Genomic DNA, 26,746 nt, shown 5'->3' with positions numbered 1-26,746 from the left:
ACCTGAACCGAGCGCTTCAGCTGCTGGTGGGTCTTGGGCTTCTCTTGGTGTCTGCTCAGGCTTACTGGGCCTGGGGCAACTGAATGGAGCAGCGCTCACTTCCAAGGTGGCAGCGCTAGCAAGTTTCGTCGTCCTCGGACCGGCTGCTCGGTCAACATTAATGGGGGCAGTTAGATGGGCTCGGACCTTAAACGAGATCTCGTGATAGCCATGACCGTACTGGCGACCGCCGGCGCGATGGTGCTAAGCTATCGGTCCGATGCACCAGTACAATGGGTGGCGGTCGTTGGGTTCCTCATACTAGCGTCGATCGCACAGTTCTTGTCTGTCCGGATAAGCGACAACGTAACGGCCACCTTTACGTTCCCGATACTCTACGCCGGATCCATTGTCATTGGCCCGTTCTGGGCGGGCGTGATTAGCTTGCTCATGCCCATGCACCTCAGCCCGGCTGCGAAGAAATGGACCTGGAGGATGTACGTATTTAACCATGCACAAATGGCCATAGCAACCATTATCGGTGGGTTCACCTACGGAGCTTTACGCGAACGTGCCTACTCCCTCTCGGTTCAGGACATCGGGGCTATGATCATAGGAAGCCTTGCGGCGTGGTTAGTCAACACGACTCTGGTTGCCTTGGTTGTGTCGGCTGCTAGCGGAAGACGTGTTAGGGATTCATTCGATTACCATATGGCTGGCCTGACATCCGACTATGCTGCAATGACAGCACTGGCTGTCCTGATGGCAGCATTGTACTTCGAGACAGGAATGCTCGGAATAGCCTTGCTTCTGATACCGCTATTGGTCGCTCGGCACGCCGTTGTTATGTATACCGACATGAAGAAAGCATATGCCGAGACGATCGCGTCGCTGTCAGTGGCACTGGAGGTACGAGACGCCTATACTGCAGGGCACTCGCGGCGTGTTGCTGAGATTGCCGTAAGGGTTGGAGAGGAACTAGGACTAGCTCAGTCCGACTTAGAGACGCTACGGTATGCCGGGCTTCTCCATGACATTGGAAAGATCGGAATCGAGGATCGCCTTCTCAAGAAGCCAGCTAGGTTCACACCCGGCGAGTACGAAGAGATCCAGGCGCATGCGGGCTTGACAGGATCTATCTTGGAGGGAGTGAAAGGATTCGAGAAGGTGAATGACTGGGCGAAACATCACCATGAGCGTTATGATGGCTCAGGGTACCCTGATGGCTTGCGCGGCAAGCAAATCCCGTTAGGGGCGAGGATCCTCGCGGTGGCCGACGCCTTCGACGCCATGGCGTCGAGGCGGGTGTATAAGCCGTCGATCCCGTTCGCGGAGATCCTGCACGAACTGATGACCCACCGGAACACGCAGTTCGACCCGGTGGTGCTGGATGCGTTCCTGCGGGTGATGGAGAAGCCTGGGTTCAAAGAATGGGTCGAGGCGGAGCTGCCGTACTTCGCGATGCCAGGGCCTGAGGAGGTTATGGCCATGGTGGAAAGCGCGAGCCGGGAGACCGGTGGCTCCGGTCCGGGTGGCACAGACGGCATTGAGAACGGCAGCCCGGGGGACCAGCCGATCTGATGGGGATCATCGGGCTGGCAGGGGCGCTACTGGGCTTGGTGACGGGGTTGGCGCGCGGCGGCAGGCTGGGGCGCCTGCTGGATCTTGAGTTTCGATGGCTGGGGCTGCTGGTGGCCGGCTTCCTCGTTCAGAATGCTCTCCCCTTGCTGGCGGGACCGGGGGTGGCGGGCGGGGCGGCGATGGCAGCGGCCAACGTGGTCGCGTTCGGACTGTTCGTGGCTTTTGCCGCATGGAACCTCCATCTGCCGGGGCTGGTCTGGTTCTTGCTCGGGTCCGCTTCGAATCTCCTGGTCATCGCCCTGAATGGCGGACGGATGCCGGTCGTGATGAAGCCGTGGGTGCACCTGCGGCCGGAACTGATCGAGGCGCTGCGGGGTGGTCAAGACGCGCTCCACGTGCTCGCAGGGCCGGGAACCCGGCTTCCCTGGCTGGCCGATTACCTGGCGCTTCCGAGGATTCCCACGCCCATCTTCAGCCCCGGCGACCTGCTCATCGCGATCGGCGCTTTCCTCTTGCTCGAGCGCGGGGTGCGCGGGGTGGGGGTACGCACCGGGAGGGAAGGCGGGTTGTCGACGTAGCCCGGTCGGGTGATCGACCCTTCCTGCACCCGATGCTAAGGTGCGGGCGGCGGGGAGGGAGGGCGAATCGTGGGCGAAAGTCGCTGGATCCGCACCCCCATGCGCAGCTTGCCTGCAGAGGTCAGCAAGAGGAGTTTCGACGAGGTAGCGCTCGGTTACGACGAAAAAGAAGTAATGGACGAAGCATATCGCTGCATTCAGTGCCTCAACCCTCTGTGCATCGACGGATGCCCCAACCACAACCCCATCCCGGACTTCATCGCGCTGGTCCAGGAAGGTCGCTTCCTGGAGGCCGCACTGCTGGACTACAACCGGAACGCCCTCCCCTCCTGCACGGGGCGCGTCTGCGCCTGGGAGAACCAGTGCGAAGGCTGGTGCGTGCTCAACGCCCGGGGCGAAGGGGTGCGCATCGGCGCCATCGAGAGGTTCATCGCCGATTACGCGTTGCGGCACAGGGATGAGTTCGAGGCCCTCCGCGCCGAGCGGCAGGGCCGGCCGGCGACGCCAGAGACGGAAGCCGGGGCGGCGGCCGCGGAGGAGCGCCGCGTCGCGGTGATCGGGGCGGGGCCCGCCGGGCTGGCGGCGGCCCACTTCCTGGTGCGGGAAGGCTTCCAGGTGACGGTGTACGAGGCGCAGGAACGCGCGGGAGGGCTCCTGGCCGACGGGATCCCGCAGTTCGTCCTGCCCATGGGCACGGTGGAGGCCGAGGTGGCGCGCCTGCGCGGCGAGGGCGTGGCATTCCGCTTCGGTGTCGCCGTCGGGCGGGATCTCTCGCTGGAAGAGCTGGAGAGCGAGGTCGACGCCGTCTTCCTCGGTGTGGGCGCCCAGGTCGCCCGCCGGCTGGAGGTGCCGGGTGAGGACCTGGCGGGCGTCTGGACGGCGCAGGCCTTCCTGCACCAGGCGAAGCTGGCGCTGGATCCCGCCTCGGGGCTGGAGCCGCCGCGGGTGGGGCGGCGGGTGCTGGTGGTGGGCGCCGGCAACACGGCCATGGACGCGGCGCGGACGGCGCTTCGCCTGGGCGCCGAGGAGGTCCGGGTCGTCTACCGGCGGACCCAGGCGGAGAGCCCGTCGCGGCCGGTGGAGATCGAACACGCCGAGGCGGAAGGGGTCCAGTTCGAGTATCTGGTCAATCCCGTCGCCTTCCTGGGCGACGAGGACGCCCGTGTGCGCGCGGCGCGGCTGGTGCGCATGCGGCTCGGCGCCCCGGACCGGAGCGGCCGGCCGCGTCCGGAGCCGATCCCCGGCAGCGAGTTCGAGCAGCCTTGCGAGACGGTGATTCTGGCCGTCGGCTACGAAGTGGCCGGCCTGGCGCTGGGCGATCCGCGTCTGGTGGACGCCCACGGGCGGATCCTGGTCGACGACACCGGGCAGACGCCGGTGACGGGCATCTTCGCCGGCGGCGACGCGGTGCAGGGACCGGCCACCGTGGTCGAGGCGGTGCGGGACGGCCGGCTGGCGGCGCGCGCCATCGCCGAGTGGCTGAAGGAGTCGCGCCACTCCCTGCGGAAGGCCGTCCGAACGTAGGCTCGTCCGTCGGCGGCCCTGCCCGCGCGGGCGGGCGAAGGGGGCGCTGACCGTGAGCAGGACGGAAGGAACCGCGGGCGAGGCAGATCTCCGGCGGGAAGGCTCGGGGCGGCCCCGCCCTTCTTCTGCGCTGGTGGTGGGAGCCGACGGGGCGCTGGGCCGGGCGGTGGCCGGCTGGTTGCTGGAGCGGGGTTGGGCGGTCCTGGGTACCTACCGGGATCCGGAGAGGCGCCGGGAGGCCGCGCAGGAGCTGGACGGGCTGGCGGCGGGCGGCCGGCTCCGCTGGCTCCGCGCCGATCTGCGACGCCCCGCCGGGGCCGAACGGGCGGTGGCCGCCTGCCTCCGGTGGCAGGGGCGGATCGACGCCGCCGTCCACACCGCCGGCGGCTTCGCCATGGAAGAGGTGACAGGCGGCTCCTGGGCCACCTGGGAGAGGCTGATCGAGACGAACGTCCGCACGGCCTTCGAGCTGGTCCAGGCCGTCGTGCCGCCGATGCGGGAGGCGGGCGCCGGCGCGGTCGTCCTGGTGGCCGCGCGGGCCGCCACCGGCCGCGCGGGGCGCGGCATGGGCGCCTACGCGGCCGCCAAGTCGGCGCTCCTCCGCCTGGCCGAGGCGCTGAGCGAGGAGCTGGAAGGCAGCGGCGTGCGCGTCAACGTGCTCGCGCCCTCGGTCATCGACACCCCCGCCAACCGGCAGGCGATGCCCGGCGCCCGCCGCGAGGGTTGGCGTTCGCCGGCGGAGCTGGCGTCCCTGGTGGGCTGGCTCCTCTCGCCGGAGGCGGCCGCCGTGCGCGGCCAGCTCCTGCTGGCCTGAGGCGGGCGGCTCCGGCGCTCAGGGGTGGGGGCAGGGGGCGGAGGCGGGAAGGGCGAGGTAGCGGCCGCGGAAGTAGAGGAGCGGGTCCGCTTCCTCGGGCGCGGTGCGCGCCTCCTCGATCTGGCCGACGAAGATGGTGTGGTCGCCGCCGGGAAAGCTCTGGACGCGCCGGCAGATCAGGGTGGCCAGGGCTTCGGCCACCAGCGGCAGGCCGTGCGGCCCTGCCTCCAGGTCGCCCGGGCGGAGGAGCCCACCGGGCTGGGAGGCGAAGTGGCGGGAGATCGCTTCCTGGTCGTGGCGGAGGATGCCCAGGGCGAAGTGGCCGGCCTCCGCCAGCGCCCGGTGGAGCGGGCTGCGCCGGTCGATGGCCACCAGGATCAGCGGGGGGTCGAGCGAGAGCGAGGTGAGCGAGTTGACCGTGATGCCCCGCGGCTCCCCGACGGAGGAAGGCACCGTCAGGACCGCCACCCCGGTTGCGAAATGACCCATGGCTCGACGCTGTGCTTCCGGCGAGATCTCCATCGCTTCCCCCCCTTGCCCCCTCATTCTAACCACCGGCCGGCCCTCCGGAGCCTGGTCACCGGCCCGGCCCCGCCGGAGCGCCCGGAGCCGGGGGGAGGGTCCGGTATAATACAGGGAGTGTGGATGCCCGCGGCATGACGGCGGCGGGCGCCGAATGCCGCGCGGTGGAGGCGATGGCCGTGCTCGGCCTGATCAAGAGGCTCTTCAACTACAACGATCGCGAGCTCAAGCGGCTCGAGGAGCCGATCCGGGCCATCAACGCCCTCGAGCCCCGGATGCAGGCGATGTCCGATGAGGAGCTGGCCCGGCAGACGGTCCGTTTCAAGGAGCGGCTCGAACGGGGGGAGCCCCTGGACGACCTGCTGGTGGAGGCGTTCGCCACCGTGCGCGAGGCGGCGCGGCGGGTGCTGGACATGCGTCCCTTCGATGTCCAGCTGATGGGCGGCATCGTCCTCCATCAGGGGAAGATCGCCGAGATGGCCACCGGTGAGGGGAAGACGCTGGTGGCCACGCTTCCTTCGTATCTGAACGCCCTGGAGGGCAAGGGCGTCCACGTGGTCACCGTCAACGACTACCTGGCCCGCCGCGACGCGCAGTGGATGGGGCAGGTCCACCGCTTCCTCGGGCTGGAGGTGGGCGTCATCCTCCACGACATGGACGCCGCCCAGCGCCAGAGGGCGTACGCGGCGGACATCACGTACGGCACCAACAACGAGTTCGGCTTCGACTACCTGCGGGACAACATGGCGCTCTACCCGCAGGACCGCGTCCAGCGCGGCCTGCACTACGCCATCGTGGACGAGGTCGACTCGATCCTCATCGACGAGGCGCGGACGCCGCTGATCATCTCCGGCATCGGCGAGGATTCGACGGAGCTCTACTACAAGTTCGCCGAGGTCGTCAAAAAGCTGAAGCGGGACGAAGACTACACCTTCGACGAGAAGAACAAGACCATCGCGCCCACGGAGCAGGGCGTGGCCAGGGTGGAGAAGTTGCTCGGGGTGGAGAACCTCTACGACACCTCGAACATGGACCTCTCCCACTACCTGATCAACGCCCTCAAGGCCAAGGAGATGATGCTCCGCGACCGCGACTACGTGGTCAAGGACGGCGAGGTCATCATCGTCGACGAGTTCACCGGCCGCCTCATGTTCGGGCGGCGGTACTCGGACGGTCTCCACCAGGCCATCGAGGCGAAGGAAGGCGTCCCGATCCAGCGGGAGAGCCAGACGCTGGCGACGATCACCTTCCAGAACTACTTCCGCATGTACGACAAGTTGGCGGGCATGACGGGGACCGCCGCCACCGAGGCGGAGGAATTCTCCAAGATCTACAGGCTGGACGTGGTCGTCATCCCCACCAACCTGCCGTTGATCCGCCACGAGTACCCGGACCAGGTCTACAAGACCGAGAACGCCAAGTGGCGGGCGGTGGTCCGCGAGATCAAGGAGATGCACGAGAAGGGCCGTCCGGTGCTGGTGGGCACCACCTCGGTGGAGAAGTCGGAGCGACTCTCGCAGATGCTGAAGCGGGAGGGCGTCCCCCACCAGGTCCTCAACGCCAAGTACCACGAGAAGGAAGCGCAGATCGTGGCGCAGGCGGGCCGGCTGGGCGCCGTCACCGTCGCCACCAACATGGCCGGCCGCGGCACCGACATCCTGCTGGGCGGCAACCCCGACTTCATGGCCCGGGAGGAGCTGGCCCGGCTCGGTTATGCGCCCGAGGTGATCGCCGAGGCGGCGGAGCACGGCCCGGTCACCTCGCCCGAAGTGGCCGAGGCGCGGGAGCTCTACCGGAAGATCTACGCCGAGAAGAAGCGCGAGACCGACGCCGAGCACGAGAGGGTGGTGGCGCTGGGCGGCCTCCACGTGCTCGGCACGGAGCGACACGAGGCCCGGCGCATCGACAACCAGCTGCGCGGCCGCGCCGGCCGGCAGGGCGACCCGGGCTCCTCCCGCTTCTTCGTCTCGCTGGAGGACGACCTGATGCGCCTCTTCGGCGGCGAGACCGTGGCCGGTCTGATGGACCGGCTGGGCGTCGAGGAGGACGAACCGATCGAGCACTCGCTGGTCACGCGCGCCATCGAGAACGCCCAGCGGAAGGTGGAGGCCAAGAACTTCGACGCGCGCAAACAGCTGCTCGAGTACGACGACGTGCTCAACCAGCAGCGCGAGGTGATCTACCGGCAGCGCCGGGAGGTGCTGGAGGCCGAGGACCTCCGCCCCGTCATCGAGCGGATGGTGGAGGAGGTCGTCCAGGAAGCCATCGAGCGCCACGCCCCCGAGCGCGAGGATCCGGAAGACTGGGACCTGGTCGGGCTGGTCCGGGAGCTGGAGGAAGATTTCCTCCCGGCGGGACGGCTGCGGGCCGAGGAGCTGAAGGGGCTGGGACCGGCCGCCCTGCGCGAGGAGATCCTGGACCTCTGCCGCCAGGTCTACGACGAGCGCGAGGCCCGGTACGGGCGCGAGCTGATGGGCGAGCTGGAGCGCTTCGTCATGCTCCGCGTGGTGGACTCCAAGTGGATCGACCACCTGGACGCCATGGACGACCTGCGCGAGGGGATCGGGCTGCGGGCGTACGGCCAGTCCGACCCCCTGGTGGAGTACCGGATGGAGGGCCACCGGATGTTCGAAGAGATGGTCCGCGCCATCCGCGACGACATCGTCCGCTACGTCTACCGGGTCCAGATCCAGCCCGCGCAGCCGCAGCCGGTTCAGCGGCGCGCGGTGGCCATGGCCACCGGTACGTATGGCGCCAGCGACGTCCCGGCCGGCGTGGCGGCGGCCGCGGAAGGCCAGGCGATGGCGGTGGCGGGCTCCCCCGCCCCGGCCGCACCGCTCTCCAGGGCCGAGCGGCGCCGCGCGGCGCGCCATGGCAGCGGCGAGGAGGCGGGGGCGCCGCCGGCGGGCGTCGCCCGGCTGGAGCCGGTGCGGGTGCAGAAGGTGGGACGGAACGATCCCTGCCCCTGCGGCAGCGGCAAGAAGTACAAGTACTGCCATGGCCGCGCCACCGGCTGAGCCGGCGCGCACGGCCGCATCCGCCGCCCCGGTGCGGGGCGAGACGAGAGTCTGCGGGAGGTTGGGAGAAGATGATCGAGGAGCTGCAGGAGCGGCTTGAAAAGGCCCGCCTCGAGGCGGAGCGCATCGGGAGGTCTCTTTGACCTCCCCCGGTTGAACGAAGAGATCGGAAGGCTGGAGACGGAGAGCGCCAAGCCGGAGATCTGGAGCGATCCGGCCCGCGGCCAGCAGCTGATGAAGAAGCTGAGCCGCCTCCGCGAACCGGTGGAGGCGATGCGCGGGGTCGACCGGCTCCTCGACCAGGCCCGGGAGTACCTGGAGATGGCCGAAGAGGCGGCGAGCGAGGCGCCGGAGCTGGCGGGCGACTCGGAGCGCGAGGCGGAGGCCGCGCTGGGGAAGGCGGAGGAGCAGCTCTCCCGGCTCCGCTTCCAGATGCTCTTCTCGGGCGAGTACGACGCCCGGGACGCCCTTCTCTCGCTCCATCCCGGGGCGGGAGGGACCGAGGCCCAGGACTGGGCGGAGATGCTCCTGCGCATGTACATGCGCTGGGCGGAGGCCCACGGCTTCCAGGTGGAGACCCTGGATCTGCAGCCGGGGGACGAGGCGGGGATCAAGAGCGCCACGCTCTCGATCCGCGGTCCGTACGCGTACGGCTACCTCCGCGGCGAGAGGGGGGTCCACCGCCTGGTCCGCATCTCCCCCTTCGACGCCGCCGCTCGCCGCCACACTTCCTTCGCGTCGGTGGACGTGGCACCCCAGGTGGAGGAAGAGAGCGAGGTCGAGATCGACCCGGGCGACCTCCGCATCGACACCTACCGCTCGGGGGGTCACGGCGGGCAGAACGTCAACAAGGTGGAGACGGCGGTCCGCATCGTCCACATCCCCACGGGGATCGTGGTCACCTGCCAGACGGAGCGTTCGCAGCACGCCAACCGGGAGAACGCCATGCGCATCCTGAAGGCCCGGCTGCTGGAGCTCCGGCTGGAGGAGAGGGAGCGGGAGAAGGCGGCCGCCCGCGGCGAGCAGGGCGAGATCGCCTGGGGGAACCAGATCCGCTCCTACGTCTTCCAGCCCTATACGCTGGTCAAGGACCACCGGACGGGGACCGAGGTAGGCAACGTCCAGGCGGTGATGGACGGGGAGATCGACCCGTTCATCGAGGCGCTCCTGGAGTCGGAGGCCCAGCGCCAGGTGCACGAGGCGCTGTGAGGTCCGGCCGGCCCGGGGGAGGGGGGGACGCCGTGAGGCCCCGCCGCCCGGGCGGCGGGGCCTCACGCCTTCGGCTTGCCGAACCCTTGGTCCCTCTCTCCCGGGCCGTCGGGGGAGCTCCCCAGGCGCCGGCTGAGGAAGTGGCCGAGCGCCGGCGCCAGGGCGCCGGCGGCAGCCTGGCCGAGCGCCGACCAGAAGCTGCCGCCCCCGCGGCCGAAGGCGCGGCTGAAGGCGAGCGCGGTCACCATGGTGCCCGCCTGCTCGGCCAGCCGTCTGCCGCCGTGGACGAGGGCGGCGGCGTCATCGGTCACCTGGCGTACGTCGTGGACCGCGTGGAAGACGTCCTCGCGCAGCTGGTCCAGCTCCCCCTGGAGCGAGCGGAGCGCCGCGGCCATGCGGGCCATCAGGATACCCATCGCCACCGCCGCCACGATGGTGGCCAGCGCCATCACCGAGGTGGCCACGGCGATGACGGTGAGGGAGGCCATCTAGAAGGAGCCCCCGGGCTCGGGGCTCTCGTCCGGGGCCCCGGGCAGGTCGTCGCCGTCATGCTCGGCGGACGCCTCCCCGGTTCCCTCCTCCCGCCGCCCCAGGCGGGACCGGGCCGTCTCCCAGGCGGAACCGAGACCGCCCTGGGCGCGCTCGACCCAGTGGCCGGCGGAGGCGGTGATGCCCTGGGCGGATTCGAGAAGACCGCCGCCGGCGCGTGAGAAGGTCTCCGAGGCGCGCTGGCGGACCGCGTCGCGCGTCGCAGCCCCGGAGGCCGGAGCGAGGAGAAGGCCGGCGACGAAGCCGGCTGCCGCCCCCAGCAGAAGGGCGGCGATCGTGCTGCCCGTGCTTTCTCGGCTCATCCTCTCACCTTCCTTGGCCCGCCCGCGGCCGGACGGAGCTGGACCGCGAGAACGAGCGCGGATCAGGCTTGCCACGTTATGGTTGCATTATACCAACCGGCTGGACGAGCCCGGTCGGCAGCCTCGTCGCTGGCCGGCGGGATGGTAAACTAAGGAAGAGAGGGCGGTGGAACAGGGAGCGTCGACGATGGAACGGTTCCGCATCCTTGGCGTCCCGGTGGACGCGGTGACGATGGACGAGGCGGCGGGCCGCATCCTGGGCTGGTGCCGGGAGCCGGGCGGGCGGATGCGCGTGGTCCTGACGCCCAACCCGGAGATGATCATGGCCGCCCAGGCCGACCCTCACCTGCGCCGCTGGCTGGAGGAGGCCGACCTCCTGGCCCCGGACGGCGTCGGCGTCCTCTGGGCGGCAGGGCGGCTGGGTCATCCGCTCCGCGAACGGGTGACCGGGGTCGACCTGCTGGAGCGGCTGCTGGCCGAGGGGGCGGCGGAGGGATTGCGGCTCTTCCTGCTGGGTGGCGCGCCGCAGGTGGCCGAGCAGGCGGCCCGGACCATCGAGCGGCGGTACCCGGGGGTCCGGGTGGTGGGCACGCACCACGGCTATTTCGAGGCGGACGAGGAGAGCTACGTCCTGGATACGATCCGGGCCCTGCAGCCCCAGTTGCTGGTGGCGGGGATGGGAATGGGGCGCGACCCGCGCTGGCTGGTGGCCCACCGCGAGGAGACCGGGGCGGCGGTGGGCATGGGCGTGGGCGGAGCCCTGGACGTGCTGGCGGGCGTCACGCGGCGGGCGCCGGCGTGGATGATCCGGGCCCGGCTGGAATGGCTCTACCGGCTGGTGCGGCAACCTTCTCGATGGCGGCGGCAGCTGGCGCTGCCCCGCTTCGTCCTGGCCGTGGAACGCGCGCGGCGAAGGCGCTAGGCCACTGTGGGGGCCGCATACGCATCTCGGTGGGCGAGGCTCCCTATGGTATGGTGGTCGTGGCGGCTGACCTTGACGGAGGGATTCGGAAGATGGAACGCCGGCTGAGTCACGACTGGGGTCTCTCCGCCCGCATGTTTGTGACGCTCTTCCTCCTGGCAGCGCTCTACCTGGCCTTCGCCCTGATCCTCTGGAACGCGGGCGTCGACTTCGTCACGCTCGTGGTCGTCGTCGGCGGCATGATGGCGCTCCAGTACTTCCTCTCCGACCGCCTGGTGCTCTGGTCGATGGGCGCCCGGGAGGTCACGGAGGCGGAGGCGCCGGAGCTCCACGCCATGGTGGAACGGCTGGCGGCGGCCGCCGACCTGCCCAAGCCGCGGGTGGCGGTGGCTCGCACCGACGTTCCCAACGCCTTCGCCACGGGCCGCAGCCCCAGCCACGCGGTGGTGACCGTCACCACCGGGCTCCTCAACCGCCTGGAGCCGGAGGAGGTGGAGGCGGTCCTCGGGCACGAGCTGACGCACGTGAAGAACCGCGACGTGGCGGTGATCACGTGGGCCAGTTTCTTCGCCACCATCGCCTCCTTCATCGTCCAGCGCTTCTACCTGATCGGCTGGATGGTGGGCGGCCGGGACGACCGGAACAACAACTCGGGAGTCGCCTGGATCGTCGTCTACCTTGCCTCGCTGGTGGTCTGGGTGATCAGCTTCTTCCTGATCCGGGCGCTTTCGCGCTACCGGGAGCTGGCGGCCGACCGGGGCTCGGCCATCCTGACAGGGGCCCCCTCGCGCCTGGCCAGCGCGCTGCAGAAGATCAGCGGGCGGATGCAGATGATCCCCACCCGCGACCTGCGCCAGGCGGAGGCGCTCAACGCCTTCTTCATCGTGCCCGCCCTCAGCGGGGAGGACGTCATGGAGCTCTTCTCCACCCACCCCTCGCTTGAGCGGCGCCTCGAACAGCTGGAGCGGCTCCAGCGGGAGCTGGAGAGCCGGCCGCGCTGAGGCGCGCGGCGGGTGGCCCGCCCAGGCCGGGACACAGGGCGCGGAGGGCGGGGACGACGGGACGGCAGCCTGAGCGGGAGGGGCGCGCGATGGGCTTCCTGGATGCACTCTTCGGCCGCTCGCGACCGACGCGGCCCAAGACGGAGGCGTTCTTCGCCCTTTCCACGGCCCAGGTGACGCTCGAGACCAGCCTGCAATGGAAGAGCGCCGGCCGGGCCGGCGTCTGCTACCGGCCGGTGGAGTCGGGCGACTTCGCGGACGTGGAGAAGGAGCTGGAGGAGCTCCTCCGGTTCAGCTCGGAGGAGTCGCATGCGCGGGTGGAGTTCCAGCACGACGCGTACGGCTACCGCTGGGCGATCCTCACCGATCCCGACTTCGACGACCTGGTGACCACCGTCCACATGGTGGCGGAGACGCTGAAGGAGAAGGGATACGGCAGCCAGCTGCTCTCGGCGGTCTGGCGCTTTCTCACCGAGGAAGGGCGGGGCGCCTACCTCGTCTACAACTACAAGCGGGGGAACTTCTACCCGTTCATCCCGGCCGAGGGAGAGAAGAAACGGAACAACGCGCTGGAGTTGCGCGCCGGGGCGGTGCTGGAGGGCGAGCTCCCCTGGGAGACCGACCCGACGCGCTGGTACGCGCTCTGGGATTGCCCGGTCTGAGCCGCGCCCGTTACCAGGTCAAGGGCGCCCCATCTCTTCTGCGAGAGACGGCGAAGGGCCACGAGGGGCGGCGGGTCTGCGACCCGCCGCCCCTTCGCCCGCGCCCCGGCCAGGCATCAGCGTTCGACCAGGTCCTCGGGGTAGTTGGCCAGGATCTTGCGGGCCTCCTCCAGCGTGGTCTCCGGGGGAGGCAAGATGACGTCGGAGGGCCCCAGGTGGGTGGCCGGCAGGGGCTCTCCCTCCGACCGGATCAGGTTGAGGATCCGCCCGAAGACCTCGCGAAAGGCGGCCTCGTCACCGGCGCGGACCGCCTCGAGAAGGAGGTTGTCCTCCTCGTCGAGGCGGCGGAGCGCCTCGCCCTCCAGGCGGTACTGGTGCTCGGTCTGGATGCGGACGATCACGAGCGGCCGACCTCCTTCTTCAGGCGCTCCAGGTCGCTCTCCACCCGGTTTCCGGCCGCCACCTTGCGGAGCTCGCGGTCGATGTCGTCCGAACCCAGGGGATCCTCCAGCACGCCGCTCTGCGAGAGCTCGTCGATGGCCGCGGCCCGCGCCTTCATCCGCTCCGTCTTCTCCCGGGCGCGGTCGACCGCCAGGCCGACGTCGCTCATCTCCTCCGACAGGCCGCTGAGCGCCTCGCTGATCCGCACCTGCGCCTCCGAGGCGGAGTACTGGGCCTTGATCACTTCCTTCTGGGAGCGGAAGGCCTCGACCTTGGTGCGGAGCTTCACCTCCAGGTCGGTCAGCTTCTGCTGTTCGGCCTCCAGGGAGGCGATCTGCTGATCCAACCCCTCCAGCTGGGCGGTGATGCCGGCCTTCCGCTCGAGCGCGGTGCGCGCCAGGTCTTCGCGGCCGGCGGCCAGCGCCTGCTTCGCCTGGTCCTCCAGCTTCTGGGCGGTCTGGCGGAGCTGGGCCGCCTCCAGCTCGATCCGCTTCTTCGAGGTGACCACTTCGGCCAGGCCTCGCTTCACCTGGCGGAGCTGCTCCAATTGCCTCTCGTACGAGTAGTCGAGCGTCTCCCGCGGATCCTCCGCGGCGTCGAGGAGCTTGTTCACCTTCGCCTTGACCACGGTCGAGATCCTGGACAGGACTCCCACCTTTGCCCCACCTCCAGTGCAGCGCGCGCCGATCGGCTCGCCGCGGGCCCTGCCGTCCGCGCGCTCCGCTTCGGATTATACGGGTTGACGCCCGCGGAACCGCGATGATATGGTTTTTCCCAACTAAATAGCGCCGCAGCCTCTTATCCAGAGTGGCGGAGGGACTGGCCCGATGAAGCCCGGCAACCCGGGGCGGCTCAGGCGGTCGTCGTCGACGACGCCGGGCCGGCCCGCCAAGGGTGCCAACTCCTGCAGGCTTGGCCTGAGAGATGAGAGGAGAGCGCCCTCGCAGCGCCTCTTCTCGGTCTGAGAAGGGGCTTTTTCGTGCCCCTGCGGACTGCGGCGGGAGAGGAGAGGTGAAGTCCGGTGAGCGAGCGCTCGGCGCTCCACTTCGACACGCTGGCGGTTCATGGCGGCTTCCAGGCGGATCCGGCGACGGGGGCGCTGGCCGTCCCCATCTACCAGACCACCTCGTATCTCTTCCAGGACACGGCGCACGCCGCCCGGCTCTTCGCCCTGGAGGAAGCGGGCAACATCTACACGCGCATCATGAACCCCACCGTCGCGGTCCTGGAGGAACGCGTCGCGGCCCTGGAAGGCGGCGTCGGCGCGCTGGCCCTGGCCTCGGGCCAGGCGGCGGAGACGCTGGCGATCCTCAACATCGCCAGGGCGGGCGACGAGATCGTCGCCAGCTCCAACCTCTACGGGGGCACCTTCAACCTGCTGGCCTCCACGCTCCCCCGGTACGGGGTGACCACGCGCTTCGTCGACCCCTCGGACCCCGGGAACTTCCGCGCGGCGATCGGCCCGCGCACGCGGGCCATCTATGCGGAGACGCTGGGCAACCCGCGGCTGGACGTCCTCGACATCGAGGCGGTGGCGCGCATCGCGCACGAGGCGGGGATCCCGCTGATCGTGGACAACACCTTCGCCACCCCGTACCTCTGCCGGCCCTTCGACTGGGGCGCGGACATCGTCGTCCACTCGCTGACCAAGTTCCTCGGCGGCCACGGCAGCTCCATCGGCGGCATCATCGTGGACGGCGGCCGCTTCGACTGGGAGAACGGCAAGTTCCCGGAGCTGAGCGAGCCGGATCCCACCTACCACGGGATCTCCTACACGCGCCAGTTCGGCGCCGCGGCCTACGTCACCAAGGCGCGGACGCAGCTCCTGCGCGACCTGGGGCCGGCCCTCAGCCCCTTCAACGCCTTCCTCATCCTGCAGGGGGTGGAGACGCTGCCGCTCCGCATGGAACGGCACGTGCAGAACGCCCAGACGGTCGCCGCCTGGCTGAGCCGGCGGCCCGAGGTCTCCTGGGTCCGCTACCCCGGCCTTCCGGACGACCCGTACCATGCCCTGGCCGAGAAGTACCTGCCCCGCGGCGCCGGCGCCATCCTCGCCTTCGGCCTGGCCGGCGGGCGGGAGGCGGGAGCCGCCTTCATCGACGCGCTCCGCCTCTTCCGCCACGTGGCCAACGTGGGTGACGCGCGCTCGCTGATCATCCACCCGGCCACCACCACGCACCAGCAGCTGAGCGAGGAGGAGCAGCTCTCCAGCGGCGTCTCGCCGGATCTGGTCCGCGCCTCCATCGGCATCGAGGACGCGCGCGACCTGATCGACGACCTGGACCAGGCGCTCGTGGCCGCCACCCGCCGGACGGCCGGGGCGGCGTGAAGCGGCGGTGACCGCGGTGAGCCCTGTGGTCCTACCGACCCGTGGTTCCGTCACGCTGGGGACGGGCGAACCGGGCGACCCGCCGCTGCAGCTGGACCTGGGCGGCACCCTGGGCCCCTTTCGTCTCCGCTTCGAGAGCTGGGGGCACCTCGCCGCCGACGGCTCCAACGTGGTCCTGATCGAGCACGCGCTGACCGGTGACGCCCACGTCGCCTCCCACGGCGAGGAAGACGTGCCCGGCTGGTGGGAGGGGATGGTCGGCCCGGGCGCTCCCATCGACACGGAGCGCTGGTTCGTCCTGGCCGCCAACGTCCTGGGCGGGTGCCAGGGCTCGACCGGCCCCGCCTCGCCCTCGCCCGACGGCCGGCCTTGGGCGCTCCGCTTCCCCCTGATCACCGTCCGCGACATGGTCCGGGCGGAGGTGCGCCTCCTGGAACGGCTGGGCATCGGGCGCCTGGCCTGCGTCGTCGGCGGGTCGCTGGGCGGCATGCGTGCGCTCACCTGGGCGGTGGAGGCTCCGGAGCGGGTGGAGCGGGCGGTCGCCATCGGCGCGCCGGCGGCGCACTCGGCGACCGCCGTCGCCTGGAGCGCCGCGCAACGGGCGGCGATCATGGCCGATCCCGGGTGGCGGAGCGGCGACTACTACGGCACCGCCGGCCCCGTCCGCGGCCTCTCGGTGGCGCGCCAGGTGGCCATGGTCACCTACCACTCCTGGGGCTCCATGGAGCGGAAGTTCGGCCGGCGCTGGCAGAGGCCGCCCCAGGGCGGCTGGGGCGACCAGATGGCGGTGGAGAGCTACCTCGCCTACCAGGGGGAGAAGCTGGTCGACCGCTTCGACGCCAACTCCTACCTGTACCTGACCCGGGCGATGGACCTCTACGACCTGGGCGAGGCCTGGGGCGGTCTCGAGGCCGCGCTGGCGAGGATCCGGGGGGAGCTCCTGCTGGTGGGCATCGCCAGTGACCGCCTCTACCCGGCCGAGGAGGTCCGGGCCGTCTTCCAGGCGGCACGGCGCGCGGGGGTGCGGGCCAGCTACGTGGAGATGCCCTCGGACGACGGGCACGACGCCTTCCTGACCGACCTGGGGGCGCTGGGGCCGCTGATCTCCGGCTTCCTCGAGCGGGCGATGGCAGCCGCCTAGGGCGAAGGGATGGGGGGCGGCCCCGGCCGGGCCCCCGTCCCGCCTGCCTGCCGGGGGTGACCCCGCCGCCCCGGCGGCCGCGCGCCGGCGCGGCGCAGGCCGGTTCAGCGGAGGATCTTGGAGAGGAAGGCCTGCGCGCGCGGGTGCTGCGGGTGCTGGAAGAAGGCGTCGGGCTCGGCTTCCTCCAGGATCACGCCCTGGTCCATGAAGAGCAGGCGCGTCCCCACGTGGCGGGCGAAGCCCATCTCGTGGCTGACCACCACCATGGTCATCCCGTCCCGCGCCAGCGCCTCCATCACGTCCAGGACTTCGTTGATCATCTCGGGGTCCAGCGCCGAGGTGGGCTCGTCGAAGAGCATCACCTCGGGTTGCATGGCGAGCGCGCGGGCGATGGCCACCCGCTGCTGCTGGCCGCCGGAGAGCTGGGAGGGGTAGGCGGACGCCTTCTCGGCGAGGCCGACGCGCGCCAGCATGGCCATGCCCAGCTCCCGGGCCTCGGCCGGCTTCATGCCGCGGACGCGGATCGGCGCCAGCGTCACGTTCTGCAGCGCCGTCAGGTGCGGGAAGAGGTTGAACGCCTGGAAGACCATCCCCACCCGCTGGCGGACCCGGTCCAGGTCGGTGGCCGGGTCGGTGAGCGAGATGCCGTCGATGCGCACCTCGCCCTCGCTCGGCCGCTCCAGCCCGTTGAGGCAGCGGAGGAAGGTGGACTTCCCCGAGCCGCTCGGTCCGACGATGACGATCACCTCGCGCGGGTCGACCTCCAGGTCGATGCCGCGCAGCACCTCGAAGGCACCGAAGCGCTTACGCAAGTTGCGGACGCTGATCATGGACGCCCAGCCTCCTCTCCACCGCCGAGGCGAAGACCGTGAAGACGGAGGTGAGCAGCAGGTAGAGGAGGGCGACCGGCACCCAGATCTCCAGGTAGCGGAAGGCGTTGCCGGCCGAGACGCTGCCGCGGCTCATCAGCTCCGCCACCCCCAGGACGAAGACCAGCGACGAGTCCTTGGTCAGGGCGATGAACTCGTTGAAGAGAGGGGGCACGGCCACGCGGAAGGCCTGCGGCAGGACCACCAGGCGCATGGCCAGGCCGTAGCTCATGCCCAGGGAGCGGGCAGCCTCCATCTGCCCGTGCGGCACGGAGAGGATGCCGGCCCGGTAGATCTCGGCCACGTAGGCCGAGGAGTTGAGGCCGAGCGCGACGATGCCGTCCACCAGCGGCGGCAGCGGGCGGTAGCCGAAGAGCTGCGGCGCCGCGAAGTGGATGAGCATGATCTGGACCAGGAGCGGCGTCCCGCGGAAGAACGTGATGTAGGCGGCGGCCGGGCGGTTGAGCCAGGCGCGCTGCGAGAGCCGCCCCAAGGCCAGGAAGAGCCCCCAGACGAGGGCGATGCCGATCCCCGCCCCGGAGAGCAGGAGCGTCATCGGTACGCCCTCGACCAGGAAGGGGAGGTACCGGACGACGACGTCCCAGCGGATATCCATCGGCAGCCAGGCTCACTTCGACGACGAGAAGTACTGGTCGTACAGCTTCTGGTAGGTGCCGTCCGCCTTCAGCTTGGCCAGCGCCTGGTTGATCTTGCGGACCAGTTCCGTGTCGTCCTTGCGCATGGCGATGCCGTAGTACTCCACCGTGAACGGCTGCCCGGCGGCGACGACGCCGCGGTTCGGGTTCTCCTTGATGAAGTTGTAGAGCACGGGGGCGTCGATCACCACCGCGTCCACGTCGCCGTTGAGGAGCGCGTTGATGGCGTCGGGTGTCTGCGGGTAGCGCACGATGGTGGTGCCCTTCACCTTCTGGGCGGCGTAGTCGCCGGTGGTGTCGGCCTGGACGCCCACCTTCTTGCCCGCCAGGTCCTGCGGGGTCTTGATCGGGCTGCCCTTCTTGACCCCGATCACCTGGCCGGCGGTGAAGTACGGGTCGGAGAAGGTGACGCTCTGGGCCCGCTCGTCCGTGATGGTCATGGCGGAGATGACCGCGTCCACCTCGCGGTTGTTCAGGGCGGGGATCAGGCCGTCCCACTTGATGTTGTGGACCTGGGCGCCGGCGTAGCCGGCCGCCTTGGCGATCGCGTCGATCAGCTCCATGTCGAAGCCGACGAACTTGCCCGTGGTCGGGTCGACCGACTCGAAGGGCGCATAGGCAACCTCCGAGCCGACCTGGAGGTAGGGTTTGTTGCCGCCGTTGGCGGCGGTGGAGCCGCCGTTGCCGCCCGCGGCGGGCGCCTTTCCCCCGCACCCTGCCGCGGCGAGAACCAGGCTCGCCAGCAGAGCGGGTGCAAGCCACCGGAGCAGGTGGGTCTTGCGAATCATGTCGTCATCTCTCCTCGCGATGATGGTAAGGTTGCGAGCTGCGGCTTCCGGGCTACGCAGTTCGACGGAGAGGCGCCCGTACCTTCCCGGCGTCGGAGCGCCCTAGGACTGCATGATTATACACGCGGCCGTCGCAATGTGCGAACAACACGGCAATCGCCCGGCGAGAACCTGCATGAACATGCATGTGCGGAAGGGGCGCCGGGCCGCAGGAAGCTTGACGCGGACGAAGCGCCCTTCCTACAATGCGAGCAACATCGGATCGGCTGACGACGGCGGTGACGGGAAGAGTAACCGGGCTCGGCGGGCCCGCAGAGAGCCGGTGGAGGGTGCGAACCGGCGGTGCGCCGCCCGGCGAATGGATCCCCGAGCCGGTCCCCGAGCGATCGCACCAGCCGTGGGAGGCGCGCAGCACCCCACGAGCCGGCTGCGGCGGGTAGGCGGACCCGGAGCCCCACCGTTACCAGGGGGCCGGTATTCAGGACCGCCCGGTGCGTCCGGGCGTTCCGCGTACCGGGCCGAGGGGAGTGCCACCCGTGCCGCCCCGCCACGGCGGGGCCGCGCGGGCCGGGGGCTCCCGAAGCTGGGTGGCACAACGGAGGCCAGGCCTTCCGTCCCATGTGGGACGGAAGGCCTTTTTCATTCCGGCCCCGTCCGGCGGAGGCGCGGCGGGCGCGGGGCCGGGCCGGCCTGGGCCGGGAAGGAGGGGATGCGGTTGACGGACCGGGAAGAGCAGCGCTTCCTCGAGCTGGCACGGCGGTACGAGCGGGTGCCGCTCCTGCGGGTGGAGACCAACGACCTGGAGACGCCCATCAGCCTCTACCTGAAGCTGAGGCCGCTGGGCGCCAGCTTCCTCCTGGAGAGCGCGGAGGGCGGGCAGAGCGTGGGCCGCTACTCCTTCATCGGCCTCCGCCCGTACGCCTGGCTGCGCTCGCGGCCGGGCGGGACCGAGGTGGACCGCCGGACCGGGGCGAGGTGGGAGCGCTCCTGGCTCCCGGGGACGCCCTGGGAGGCGCTGCGCAGCGAGCTGCGGCGCGAGCGGGTGGCGCCGGTGGAGGCCGACGTCCGCTTCCGCGGCGGGGCGGTCGGCTATCTGGCCTACGAGGCGGTCCGCCACCTGGAGCCGCGGCTGGAGGAGGTGCTGGGCCCCGGCCGGCTGCGCGAGCCGGAGAGCCCGGCCGCCGCCTGGCCGGAGGCGGAGTTCCAGTTCGCCGAGACGGTCGTCTTCCTCGACCACCTGCTCCACCGGGTCGGCGTGCTCCACCTGGCGCCGGCCGGCCCCTCGCCGCTGGCCGCCTACCACGCGGCGCTGGCGGCGGTGGAGGAGGTGCTGGCCGCCATCCACGGCGGGCTGCCGGCGGAGGGCTGGTCCGCCCCCGCGCAGGGGACGGAGCCGGCCGGCGACCCGGCGGCTCCGGGAGGAAGCCTGCGCGTCCGCGAGGGGACGCCGCGCGCCCGCTTCCTCGAGCAGGTGGAGAGGCTGCGCGGCGCCATCGCCGCGGGGGAGATCTTCCAGGCGGTCCTCTCCCAGCGCTGGGTGCTGGAGGGGGCGCCGGGGGCGCTGGAGGTCTACCGGGCGCTCCGCGCCGTCAACCCCTCGCCGTACCTCTTCCTGATCGACTTCGGGGGGCGGCAGCTGGTCGGCTCCTCCCCCGAGATGCTGGTGCGCGTGGAGGAGGGGCAGGTGAGCACCCGCCCCATCGCGGGGACGCGCCCGCGCGGCGCGACGGCCGAGGAGGAGCGGCGGCTGGAGGAGGAGCTGCTGGCGGACCCCAAGGAGCGAGCCGAGCACGTGATGCTGGTGGACCTGGCGCGGAACGACGTCGGCCGGGTGGCGGAACGGGGGAGCGTCCGGGTCGACCAGCTGATGGGCGTCGAGCGCTACTCGCACGTGATGCACATGGTCAGCTCCGTGCGCGGGCGGCTGCGCCCCGGGCTGGACGCGATCGACGCGCTGGCCGCCTGCTTCCCGGCGGGGACCGTCTCGGGCGCCCCCAAGGTGCGGGCCATCGAGCTCCTGGCCGCCGAGGAAGGCGAGCGTCGCGGCCCCTACGCGGGCGCTGTGGGCTGGGTGGGCTTCGACGGGAACCTGGACACCTGCATCGCCATCCGGACGATCCTCTGCCAGCCCGGGCGGGCGGAGGTCCAGGCGGGTGCCGGCGTCGTCTACGACTCGGTGCCCGAGCGCGAGTGGGAGGAGAGCCGGAACAAGGCGGCGGGCCTGATGCAGGCGCTGGCGGAGGCCCGGGAGCGCGCCGCCGCCGGCGCCTCCCGGGACGTGGCGCCGGCCGCGCCGGGAAGGCAGGTGGGCAGCCGGTGATCCTGGTGGTGGACAACTACGACTCCTTCACCTACAACCTCGTCCAGGCGCTGGAGGTCGTGAGCGGGGGGGAGACGGTGGAGGTGGTCCGCAACGACACCGCCTCCGTCGAGCAGATCGCGCGCATGCAGCCGCGCGGCATCGTCCTCTCCCCGGGTCCCGGACGGCCCGAGAAGGCGGGCATCTGCGTCGACCTGGTGCGGGAGCTGGCGCCGCGCATCCCCATCCTGGGCATCTGCCTGGGCCACCAGGCCATCGGGGTCGCCTTCGGTGCCCGGGTCGTCCCCGCTCCGGTGCCGGTCCACGGGAAGACCTCGCCCATCCGGCCGCGGGCGGAGGCGGGCTCGCCGCTCTACCGGGGGCTTCCTGACCCCTTCGAAGCGACGCGCTACCACTCGCTGGTGGTGGATCCCGGGCGCGGGGGGGAACCCGCGCCGGAGCTGGTGGTGACGGCGGTGACCGGCTCCGGCTCCGGCCCCGGCGGGGAGCTCGTGATGGGGGTCCGCCACAAGAAATTTGCTTGCGAAGGCGTCCAGTTCCATCCCGAGTCGGTCCTGACGCCTGCCGGGCCGAGGCTCCTGGCCAACTGGGTGGCGAGCCTCGCCTCCCCGTGAAACTTTCACAACATGGCAAGCGATTTCACAATGGTACGACTTACAATTCTGCCGACGCATTGATAGAATCAATTCGGAATAGATACGCGATTCCGCAACGCAAAACGAACTGCTGCCGAGCAAAACGGTGACCGGGTCCCCACCGCCGGGAGAGTGTGAGGGCCCGGCGGGGGGGATGAGACGGTGGAACGCCGAGATCTGGTCTGGCAGGTCGGCGGCGCCCAGGGCGAGGGGATCGAGTCGGCCGGGGCGCTCTTCCTCCAGATCATGCACGAGGAAGGCTACTACGTCGCGTCGCACCGGCACTTCATGAGCCTGATCAAGGGCGGCCACACGCACTACCAGGTGCGCGTCGGCTCCCGGCCGCTCCTGACGCCCGGGGACCGGGTCGACATCCTGGTCGCCTTCGACCAACTCTCCATCGAACACGACGCCGACAAGCTGCACGAGGGCTCGCTGGTCCTGGCCAACGCGGCCAAGAAGCCGCACCTCCCGGAGGGGAGCCCGGGACGGTTGCTGCCGGTCGACTTCCTGGCGCTGGCCAAGCAGGCGGGCGGCGCCATCATGGCCAACACGGTGGCGCTGGGCGCCACCGGCGCGCTGCTGGGCTGGGGCGAGGAGGCGCTGGACGAGTACTTCACCAGCCGCTTCGGCCGCAAGGGCGACGAGGTGGTGGAGCAGAACCGGAACGCCTACCGGCTGGGGTGGGAGGCCGTCCACAAGCTGGGGATCCCGCCGCTCGCCATGCCGGAGAAGCCGGCCCCCGGGCGGCGCGTCCTCCTCCAGGGCGACGAGGCGATGGGCTGGGGGTCGTTGGAGGCGGGCAGCAGGCTCTTCTTCGCCTACCCCATCACGCCCGCCAGCGAGATCCTCCAGTGGCTGGCCAAGTGGCTGCCCAAGGTGGGCGGCGCGGTGGTCCAGGCCGAGGACGAGATCGCCGCGGTCAACTACGCCATCGGCGCCAACCTGGCCGGGCAGCGCGCCTGGACGGCGACCTCCGGCCCGGGCTTCTCCCTGATGCAGGAAGGGATCGCCATCGCGGCCATGACGGAGACGCCGGTGGTGATCGTCGACGCCCAGCGCGGCGGCCCGGCCACCGGACTGCCCACGCGCCCGGAGCAGAGCGACCTGAACGAGATCCTCTACGGCTCGCACGGAGACCAGCCGCGCATCGTCATCAGCCCGGCCACCACGGCCGACGCCTTCTGGGCGATCCAGGCGGCCTTCAACGCGGCGGAGAAGTACCAGTGCCCGGTCATCGTGGCCGCCGACCTCAATCTGGCCCTGGACGTGCGCAACGTGGACCTGGAGGAGCTGCGGCGCATCCCCGTCGAGCGCGGGCAGCTCGACCTGGAGCCGGGCGCCTTCGCGCCGCACACCTACCCGCGCTTCCAGCTGACCGACACCGGGGTCTCGCCACGGGTGCTGCCCGGGGTGCCGGGCAAGACCACGGCGGCGGTGGGCGACGAGCACACGGTGGAGGGTCACATCACCGAGGACGCGGAGCCGCGCGTGGCCCAGATGACCAAGCGGCTCAAGAAGATGGAGACGGCCGCCGCCGACCCCGAGCTGACGAGGGAGGCGCTCTGGACCAGCGGGCCCGAGGACGCCGATCTGGTCCTGGTCGGCTTCGCCGGCACCTACGGTCCCATCGAGGAGGCGCGCCAGCTGCTCGAGGCGGAAGGGGTCCCGGCCCGCCACGTCCACCTGCGCGTCCTGCGCCCCTTCCCCACCCGGGCGCTGGCGGCCGAGCTGGAGGGCAAGAAGGTGCTGGTCGTGGAGCAGAACGCCACCGGGCAGCTGGCGGGCGAGCTGCGCCGGCAGCTGGGTTCCGACGGCTTCCACTCCTGCCTGAAGTTCGACGGCAACCCCTTCACCACCGCCGAGGTTCTGGCCTCGGTCAGGGAGGTGCTCGCACGATGAGCGTGACGGAAGCGAGGAAGGTGACCCTGAACGACTACCGCGCCGAGACGCCCACCTGGTGCCCCGGGTGCGGCGACTTCGGAGTGCTCCGCGGCCTCCAGCGGGCGCTGGTCGACCTCCAGATCGAGCCGCACCGCGTCCTGGTGGTCAGCGGCATCGGCTGCTCGGGCAAGCTCTCCAGCTACATCGGCACCTACGGCTTCCACGGCCTGCACGGCCGGACCCTGCCGGTCGCCCAGGCGGCCAAGCTGGCCAACCCGGAGCTGACCGTCATCGCCGTCGGCGGCGACGGCGACGGCTACGGCATCGGCGTGGGCCACCTGGTCCATGCCATCCGCCGGAACGTGGACGTCACCTACGTGGTCATGAACAACGACGTCTACGGCCTGACGGTGGGCCAGACGGCGCCCACCACGCCGCTGGGCCGGGTGACGCGCTCCTCGCCCTTCGGCAGTTCCGACTACCCGCTCTCGCCGCTGGGCATGGCCCTGGGTCTCGGCGCCTCCTTCGTGGCGCAGGGCTTCTCGGGCCACATCGACCACCTGGCGGTCATCCTGCGCGCCGCCATCCAGCACAGGGGCTTCTCCCTGGTCAACGTCTTCAGCCCCTGCGTCACCTTCAACGAGGAGTACGGCTACGACTACCTGCGCCAGCGGCTGGTGGACGTGGACGCCGACCCCTCCTACCGCAGGCTGGACCGGGCCACGGCCGCGGCCAAGCTGGCCGAGACCGGCGGTCTCGTGGAAGGGATCCTCTTCGAGGATCCGGAGCGGGTCGCCTACGACGAGCTGCTGCCGCAGTTCGCGCACGAGCCGCTCACCCGCCGGGTGGCGCCGTTGAAGGAGGACGAGCGGCAGTCGATCCTGGAGGCCTTCAGCCTCACCGGGGAATAGGGCCGCGTGGAAAGAGGAGGGGGCCATACCCGCATGGGTATGGCCCCCTGGGTGTCGGGCGACCGGCGGGCGGAGCGACCGGGAGCGGTCTACTTCCCTACTTCCAGTCGACGCGGGCGACCGCGCGCCCGCGCAGCCGCTTCTCCACCTCGATGGCGACCAGGGTTCCCTGCGCCGCCGAGATGACGGCCTGCTTCACCTCGGAGCAGAGCAGATCGCCCACCGCGTAGACGCCCTCCACGCTGGTCTCGAAGTGCTCGTCCACGTCGACGCAGCCCTCGGGCTTGAGGCGGACGGCGCCGCCCAGGAAGTCGGTCACCGGCTTGTTCCCCTGCAGATAGATGAAGGCCGCGGACGCCTCGACGACGCTCTCGCTCCCTTGGGGCGTCCGCACGCGCAGGCCGGTCAGACGCAGGCCGTCGCCCTCGACCGCCAGCAGGCGGTAGCCGTAGAGGATGCGGACGTTGGGCGCACCCTCCAGCTGCTCCACCAGGCTGACCGCCGCCTTCAGCTCGCGGCCGGGCACCAGGAAGAGGAGCTCCGAGGCGAAGGTGGCGGCGAAGAGCGCCTCCTCCACCGCTTCGTCGGAGCTGCCCACCACCGCGATCCGCTGGCCGCGGAAGAAGGCGGCGTCGCAGGTGGCGCAGTAGGAGACACCCCGGCCCACGTACTCGTCCTCGCCGGGCACCCTCCGCGCCCGCCCCATGGCGCCGGTGGCCAGGATGACGGCCCGCGCCCGGTAGTCGCCGTCGGACGTGTAGACGACCTTGGGGTCGCCGGAGAAGTCGACGCCGATCACCTGCGCCTGGACGAACTTGGCCCCGAAGGAGGTGGCCTGGCGCCGGATGGCCTCGACGATCTCCGGGCCTGTCGCGCCGGGCAGGCCCGGATAGTTCTCCACCCGCCCCGTCATGCCCAGGGCGCCGCTGCTCAGCCCCTTGTCGACGACGACCACGTCCAGCTGCGCGCGCGCCGCATAGAGGGCCGCGGTAGCCCCCGCCGGGCCGCCGCCGGCGATGACGAGATCGCTCTGGTGGAACAGGGGTCCCAGCATGCCCATCAACCTCACCTCCTCGGGGATGATACCCCTAGGGGTATAGTAGCAGCGGCGTCAAGCCCCGGTGCAGCCCGGGAAGAGAGCCGCCCCGGCCGCGCCAACGGCCGGGGCGGTCCTCCCCGTCGGGCGGGCACGGCTTGGGCTCTCAGGCCGAGCGGTAGCCCAGCTTGGCCGAGAGGTCGGCGGCGGCGGCCCGGATGGCGTTGGCCAGGGTGGGCAGCCGCTCGTCATGGAAGCGCGTGACCGGTCCGGTGACGCTGAGCGCCGCCACCGGCCGCCCCTTGTCGTCCAGGACGGGCGCGGCCACGCAGCGGACACCCACCTCGATCTCCTCGTTGTCCAGGGCGTAGCCCTGCTCCCGGATCTTCGCCAGCTCCTCCATCAGCGCAGCCCGCTGGGTGATGGTGTGCGGGGTGTAGGCGGGCAGGCCGTGCTCGGCGATGATGGCGTCCACCTCTTCCTCGGTGAGACGGCTCAGGATCGCCTTGCCGGCGCCGGTGCAGTGGGCGGGGACGCGGCGACCGATGCCCGCGTGCATCCCCAGCAGACCCGGCGATTCGACCTGGTCGATGTAGGTCACCTCGCCGCGCTCGAGGATGGCCAGGTTGGCCGTCTCGCCCGTCAGCGACATGAGCGCGCGGAGCAGGCCGGGCGCCAGCTTCCTCAGCTCGCTGGGCAGGCGGAAGGCGCTCCCCACCTCGAACGCCTTGAGGCCGATCCGGTAGCGGCCGGTCTCCTCGTCGTGGGTGACGAAGCCGTGGCTGACCAGCGTGCTCAGCAGCCGGTACGTGGTGCTCGGGTGGAGCTGGGCGCGGTTGGCCGCCTCCACCAGCCCGAGCCCGTTCTCCTCCTGCGAGAGCGTCTCCAAAAGCGTCAGGGCCCGGTCCAGAACCTGGACGTGCGGGCTCTCCCGGGGCGTGGAACCGGGTCGACGCGTGCGCGGTCTCGGCATGGATGGTCCCCTCTTCCTCGCGTTCCGGGGCTGTGTGCGACCCCGCTCCGTCTGGAGTCAGCCCGATTGTTGCACAAAGTGAAAATAGCTGCAATTCCACCCC

25 protein-coding genes and 1 riboswitch are annotated in these 26,746 nt (G+C 70.7%); of the genes, 15 read left to right on the top strand and 10 right to left on the bottom strand.

What is annotated here, in order from left to right; genetic code table 11:
* Positions 1–174 precede the first annotated feature (174 nt).
* The 4 genes from QJR14_04080 to QJR14_04065 all read left to right on the top strand — a co-directional run bounded on the left by QJR14_04080 (position 175) and on the right by QJR14_04065 (position 4,476).
* Entirely contained in the window at positions 175–1,560 is a 1,386-nt protein-coding gene (locus QJR14_04080; GenBank protein ID MDI3316785.1) for an HD-GYP domain-containing protein, read from the top strand.
* On the top strand, positions 1,560–2,138 hold the full coding sequence (locus QJR14_04075) for a DUF5317 domain-containing protein (protein MDI3316784.1): 579 nt from the start codon (positions 1,560–1,562) through the stop codon (positions 2,136–2,138). The genes QJR14_04080 and QJR14_04075 overlap by 1 nt, the downstream gene beginning before the upstream one ends.
* Before the next feature lie 99 nt (positions 2,139–2,237).
* On the top strand, positions 2,238–3,662 hold the full coding sequence (locus tag QJR14_04070) for an FAD-dependent oxidoreductase (GenBank protein ID MDI3316783.1): 1,425 nt from the start codon (positions 2,238–2,240) through the stop codon (positions 3,660–3,662).
* Between the two features lie 52 nt (positions 3,663–3,714).
* Positions 3,715–4,476 carry an SDR family NAD(P)-dependent oxidoreductase gene (locus QJR14_04065; protein MDI3316782.1) on the top strand — a complete coding sequence of 254 codons (762 nt, stop codon included), beginning with the start codon at positions 3,715–3,717 and terminating at the stop codon, positions 4,474–4,476.
* An 18-nt stretch (positions 4,477–4,494) separates the two neighbouring features.
* Here the strand turns inward: QJR14_04065 and QJR14_04060 are convergent, their stop codons facing one another.
* Positions 4,495–4,998 (bottom strand): flavin reductase family protein, encoded by a 504-nt coding sequence (locus QJR14_04060; GenBank protein ID MDI3316781.1) that lies wholly within the window; start codon positions 4,996–4,998, stop codon positions 4,495–4,497.
* A gap of 179 nt (positions 4,999–5,177) precedes the next feature.
* Between QJR14_04060 and secA the strand changes: the two genes are divergently transcribed.
* Positions 5,178–8,015: a preprotein translocase subunit SecA gene (gene secA, locus QJR14_04055; GenBank protein MDI3316780.1), complete on the top strand. Its 2,838-nt coding sequence runs from the start codon at positions 5,178–5,180 to the stop codon at positions 8,013–8,015.
* 71 nt (positions 8,016–8,086) lie between these two features.
* A protein-coding gene (gene prfB, locus QJR14_04050) for a peptide chain release factor 2 (GenBank protein MDI3316779.1) occupies positions 8,087–9,224 on the top strand; the annotation gives its coding sequence in 2 pieces (ribosomal slippage) (positions 8,087–8,155 and positions 8,157–9,224; 1,137 coding nt in all).
* A 62-nt stretch (positions 9,225–9,286) separates the two neighbouring features.
* Here prfB and QJR14_04045 read toward each other — a convergent pair.
* Positions 9,287–9,712, bottom strand: coding sequence for a hypothetical protein (locus QJR14_04045; protein MDI3316778.1), 426 nt, complete (start codon positions 9,710–9,712; stop codon positions 9,287–9,289).
* Positions 9,713–10,075 carry a hypothetical protein gene (locus tag QJR14_04040; GenBank protein ID MDI3316777.1) on the bottom strand — a complete coding sequence of 121 codons (363 nt, stop codon included), beginning with the start codon at positions 10,073–10,075 and terminating at the stop codon, positions 9,713–9,715. It lies immediately after the preceding gene.
* Positions 10,076–10,262: 187 nt separating this feature from the next.
* On the opposite strand from QJR14_04040, the gene QJR14_04035 reads away from it, so the two are divergent.
* The 3 genes from QJR14_04035 (at position 10,263) to QJR14_04025 (ending at position 12,660) form a co-directional block, all read left to right on the top strand.
* Positions 10,263–10,997 (top strand): WecB/TagA/CpsF family glycosyltransferase, encoded by a 735-nt coding sequence (locus QJR14_04035; GenBank protein MDI3316776.1) that lies wholly within the window; start codon positions 10,263–10,265, stop codon positions 10,995–10,997.
* 92 nt (positions 10,998–11,089) lie between these two features.
* Positions 11,090–11,998: a zinc metalloprotease HtpX gene (gene htpX, locus QJR14_04030; protein ID MDI3316775.1), complete on the top strand. Its 909-nt coding sequence runs from the start codon at positions 11,090–11,092 to the stop codon at positions 11,996–11,998.
* Between the two features lie 89 nt (positions 11,999–12,087).
* Positions 12,088–12,660 carry a hypothetical protein gene (locus QJR14_04025; GenBank protein MDI3316774.1) on the top strand — a complete coding sequence of 191 codons (573 nt, stop codon included), beginning with the start codon at positions 12,088–12,090 and terminating at the stop codon, positions 12,658–12,660.
* Between the two features lie 116 nt (positions 12,661–12,776).
* Here QJR14_04025 and QJR14_04020 read toward each other — a convergent pair whose 3' ends face one another.
* Positions 12,777–13,061 carry a hypothetical protein gene (locus tag QJR14_04020; GenBank protein ID MDI3316773.1) on the bottom strand — a complete coding sequence of 95 codons (285 nt, stop codon included), beginning with the start codon at positions 13,059–13,061 and terminating at the stop codon, positions 12,777–12,779.
* On the bottom strand, positions 13,058–13,756 hold the full coding sequence (locus tag QJR14_04015; protein ID MDI3316772.1) for a PspA/IM30 family protein: 699 nt from the start codon (positions 13,754–13,756) through the stop codon (positions 13,058–13,060). The genes QJR14_04020 and QJR14_04015 overlap by 4 nt, the downstream gene beginning before the upstream one ends.
* Positions 13,757–13,896: 140 nt before the next feature.
* Positions 13,897–14,032, top strand: a riboswitch (SAM riboswitch).
* Positions 14,033–14,122: 90 nt separating this feature from the next.
* Between QJR14_04015 and QJR14_04010 the strand changes: the two genes are divergently transcribed.
* Both QJR14_04010 and QJR14_04005 read left to right on the top strand, forming a co-directional pair.
* On the top strand, positions 14,123–15,430 hold the full coding sequence (locus tag QJR14_04010; GenBank protein ID MDI3316771.1) for an O-acetylhomoserine aminocarboxypropyltransferase/cysteine synthase: 1,308 nt from the start codon (positions 14,123–14,125) through the stop codon (positions 15,428–15,430).
* A gap of 16 nt (positions 15,431–15,446) precedes the next feature.
* Complete coding sequence (locus tag QJR14_04005; protein ID MDI3316770.1) at positions 15,447–16,571, top strand: homoserine O-acetyltransferase; 1,125 nt, start codon at positions 15,447–15,449, stop codon at positions 16,569–16,571.
* A 104-nt stretch (positions 16,572–16,675) separates the two neighbouring features.
* Here the strand turns inward: QJR14_04005 and QJR14_04000 are convergent, their stop codons facing one another.
* The 3 genes from QJR14_04000 to QJR14_03990 are packed head-to-tail and all read right to left on the bottom strand — an operon-like array spanning position 16,676 to position 18,884.
* Positions 16,676–17,401, bottom strand: coding sequence for an amino acid ABC transporter ATP-binding protein (locus QJR14_04000; protein ID MDI3316769.1), 726 nt, complete (start codon positions 17,399–17,401; stop codon positions 16,676–16,678).
* Positions 17,376–18,056, bottom strand: a complete 681-nt coding sequence (locus QJR14_03995; protein ID MDI3316768.1) for an amino acid ABC transporter permease — start codon at positions 18,054–18,056, stop codon at positions 17,376–17,378. The genes QJR14_04000 and QJR14_03995 overlap by 26 nt, the downstream gene beginning before the upstream one ends.
* A 12-nt stretch (positions 18,057–18,068) precedes the next feature.
* Positions 18,069–18,884, bottom strand: coding sequence for a basic amino acid ABC transporter substrate-binding protein (locus QJR14_03990; GenBank protein MDI3316767.1), 816 nt, complete (start codon positions 18,882–18,884; stop codon positions 18,069–18,071).
* Positions 18,885–19,599: 715 nt separating this feature from the next.
* Here QJR14_03990 and QJR14_03985 point away from each other — a divergent pair.
* The 4 genes from QJR14_03985 (at position 19,600) to QJR14_03970 (ending at position 24,634) form a co-directional block, all read left to right on the top strand.
* Positions 19,600–21,204, top strand: a complete 1,605-nt coding sequence (locus QJR14_03985) for an anthranilate synthase component I family protein (protein ID MDI3316766.1) — start codon at positions 19,600–19,602, stop codon at positions 21,202–21,204.
* On the top strand, positions 21,201–21,818 hold the full coding sequence (locus QJR14_03980) for an aminodeoxychorismate/anthranilate synthase component II (protein MDI3316765.1): 618 nt from the start codon (positions 21,201–21,203) through the stop codon (positions 21,816–21,818). Before QJR14_03985 ends, QJR14_03980 begins: the two co-directional genes overlap by 4 nt.
* Positions 21,819–22,001: 183 nt before the next feature.
* Positions 22,002–23,741: a 2-oxoacid:acceptor oxidoreductase subunit alpha gene (locus QJR14_03975; GenBank protein ID MDI3316764.1), complete on the top strand. Its 1,740-nt coding sequence runs from the start codon at positions 22,002–22,004 to the stop codon at positions 23,739–23,741.
* On the top strand, positions 23,738–24,634 hold the full coding sequence (locus tag QJR14_03970) for a thiamine pyrophosphate-dependent enzyme (protein MDI3316763.1): 897 nt from the start codon (positions 23,738–23,740) through the stop codon (positions 24,632–24,634). The genes QJR14_03975 and QJR14_03970 overlap by 4 nt, the downstream gene beginning before the upstream one ends.
* Positions 24,635–24,731: 97 nt before the next feature.
* On the opposite strand, the gene QJR14_03965 is transcribed toward QJR14_03970, so the two are convergent.
* Both QJR14_03965 and QJR14_03960 read right to left on the bottom strand, forming a co-directional pair.
* Complete coding sequence (locus QJR14_03965) at positions 24,732–25,694, bottom strand: FAD-dependent oxidoreductase (protein MDI3316762.1); 963 nt, start codon at positions 25,692–25,694, stop codon at positions 24,732–24,734.
* Positions 25,695–25,836: 142 nt separating this feature from the next.
* Entirely contained in the window at positions 25,837–26,643 is an 807-nt protein-coding gene (locus tag QJR14_03960; protein ID MDI3316761.1) for an IclR family transcriptional regulator, read from the bottom strand.
* Positions 26,644–26,746: the final 103 nt, after the last annotated feature.

Source organism: Bacillota bacterium (assembly GCA_029961055.1).
In the GTDB taxonomy this organism is placed as follows: Bacteria; Bacillota; Sulfobacillia; order JAIMAT01; family JAIMAT01; genus JAIMAT01.
The sequence above is the reverse complement of the archived record's forward strand: the minus strand, read 5'-3'. Positions and strand labels throughout refer to the sequence as shown.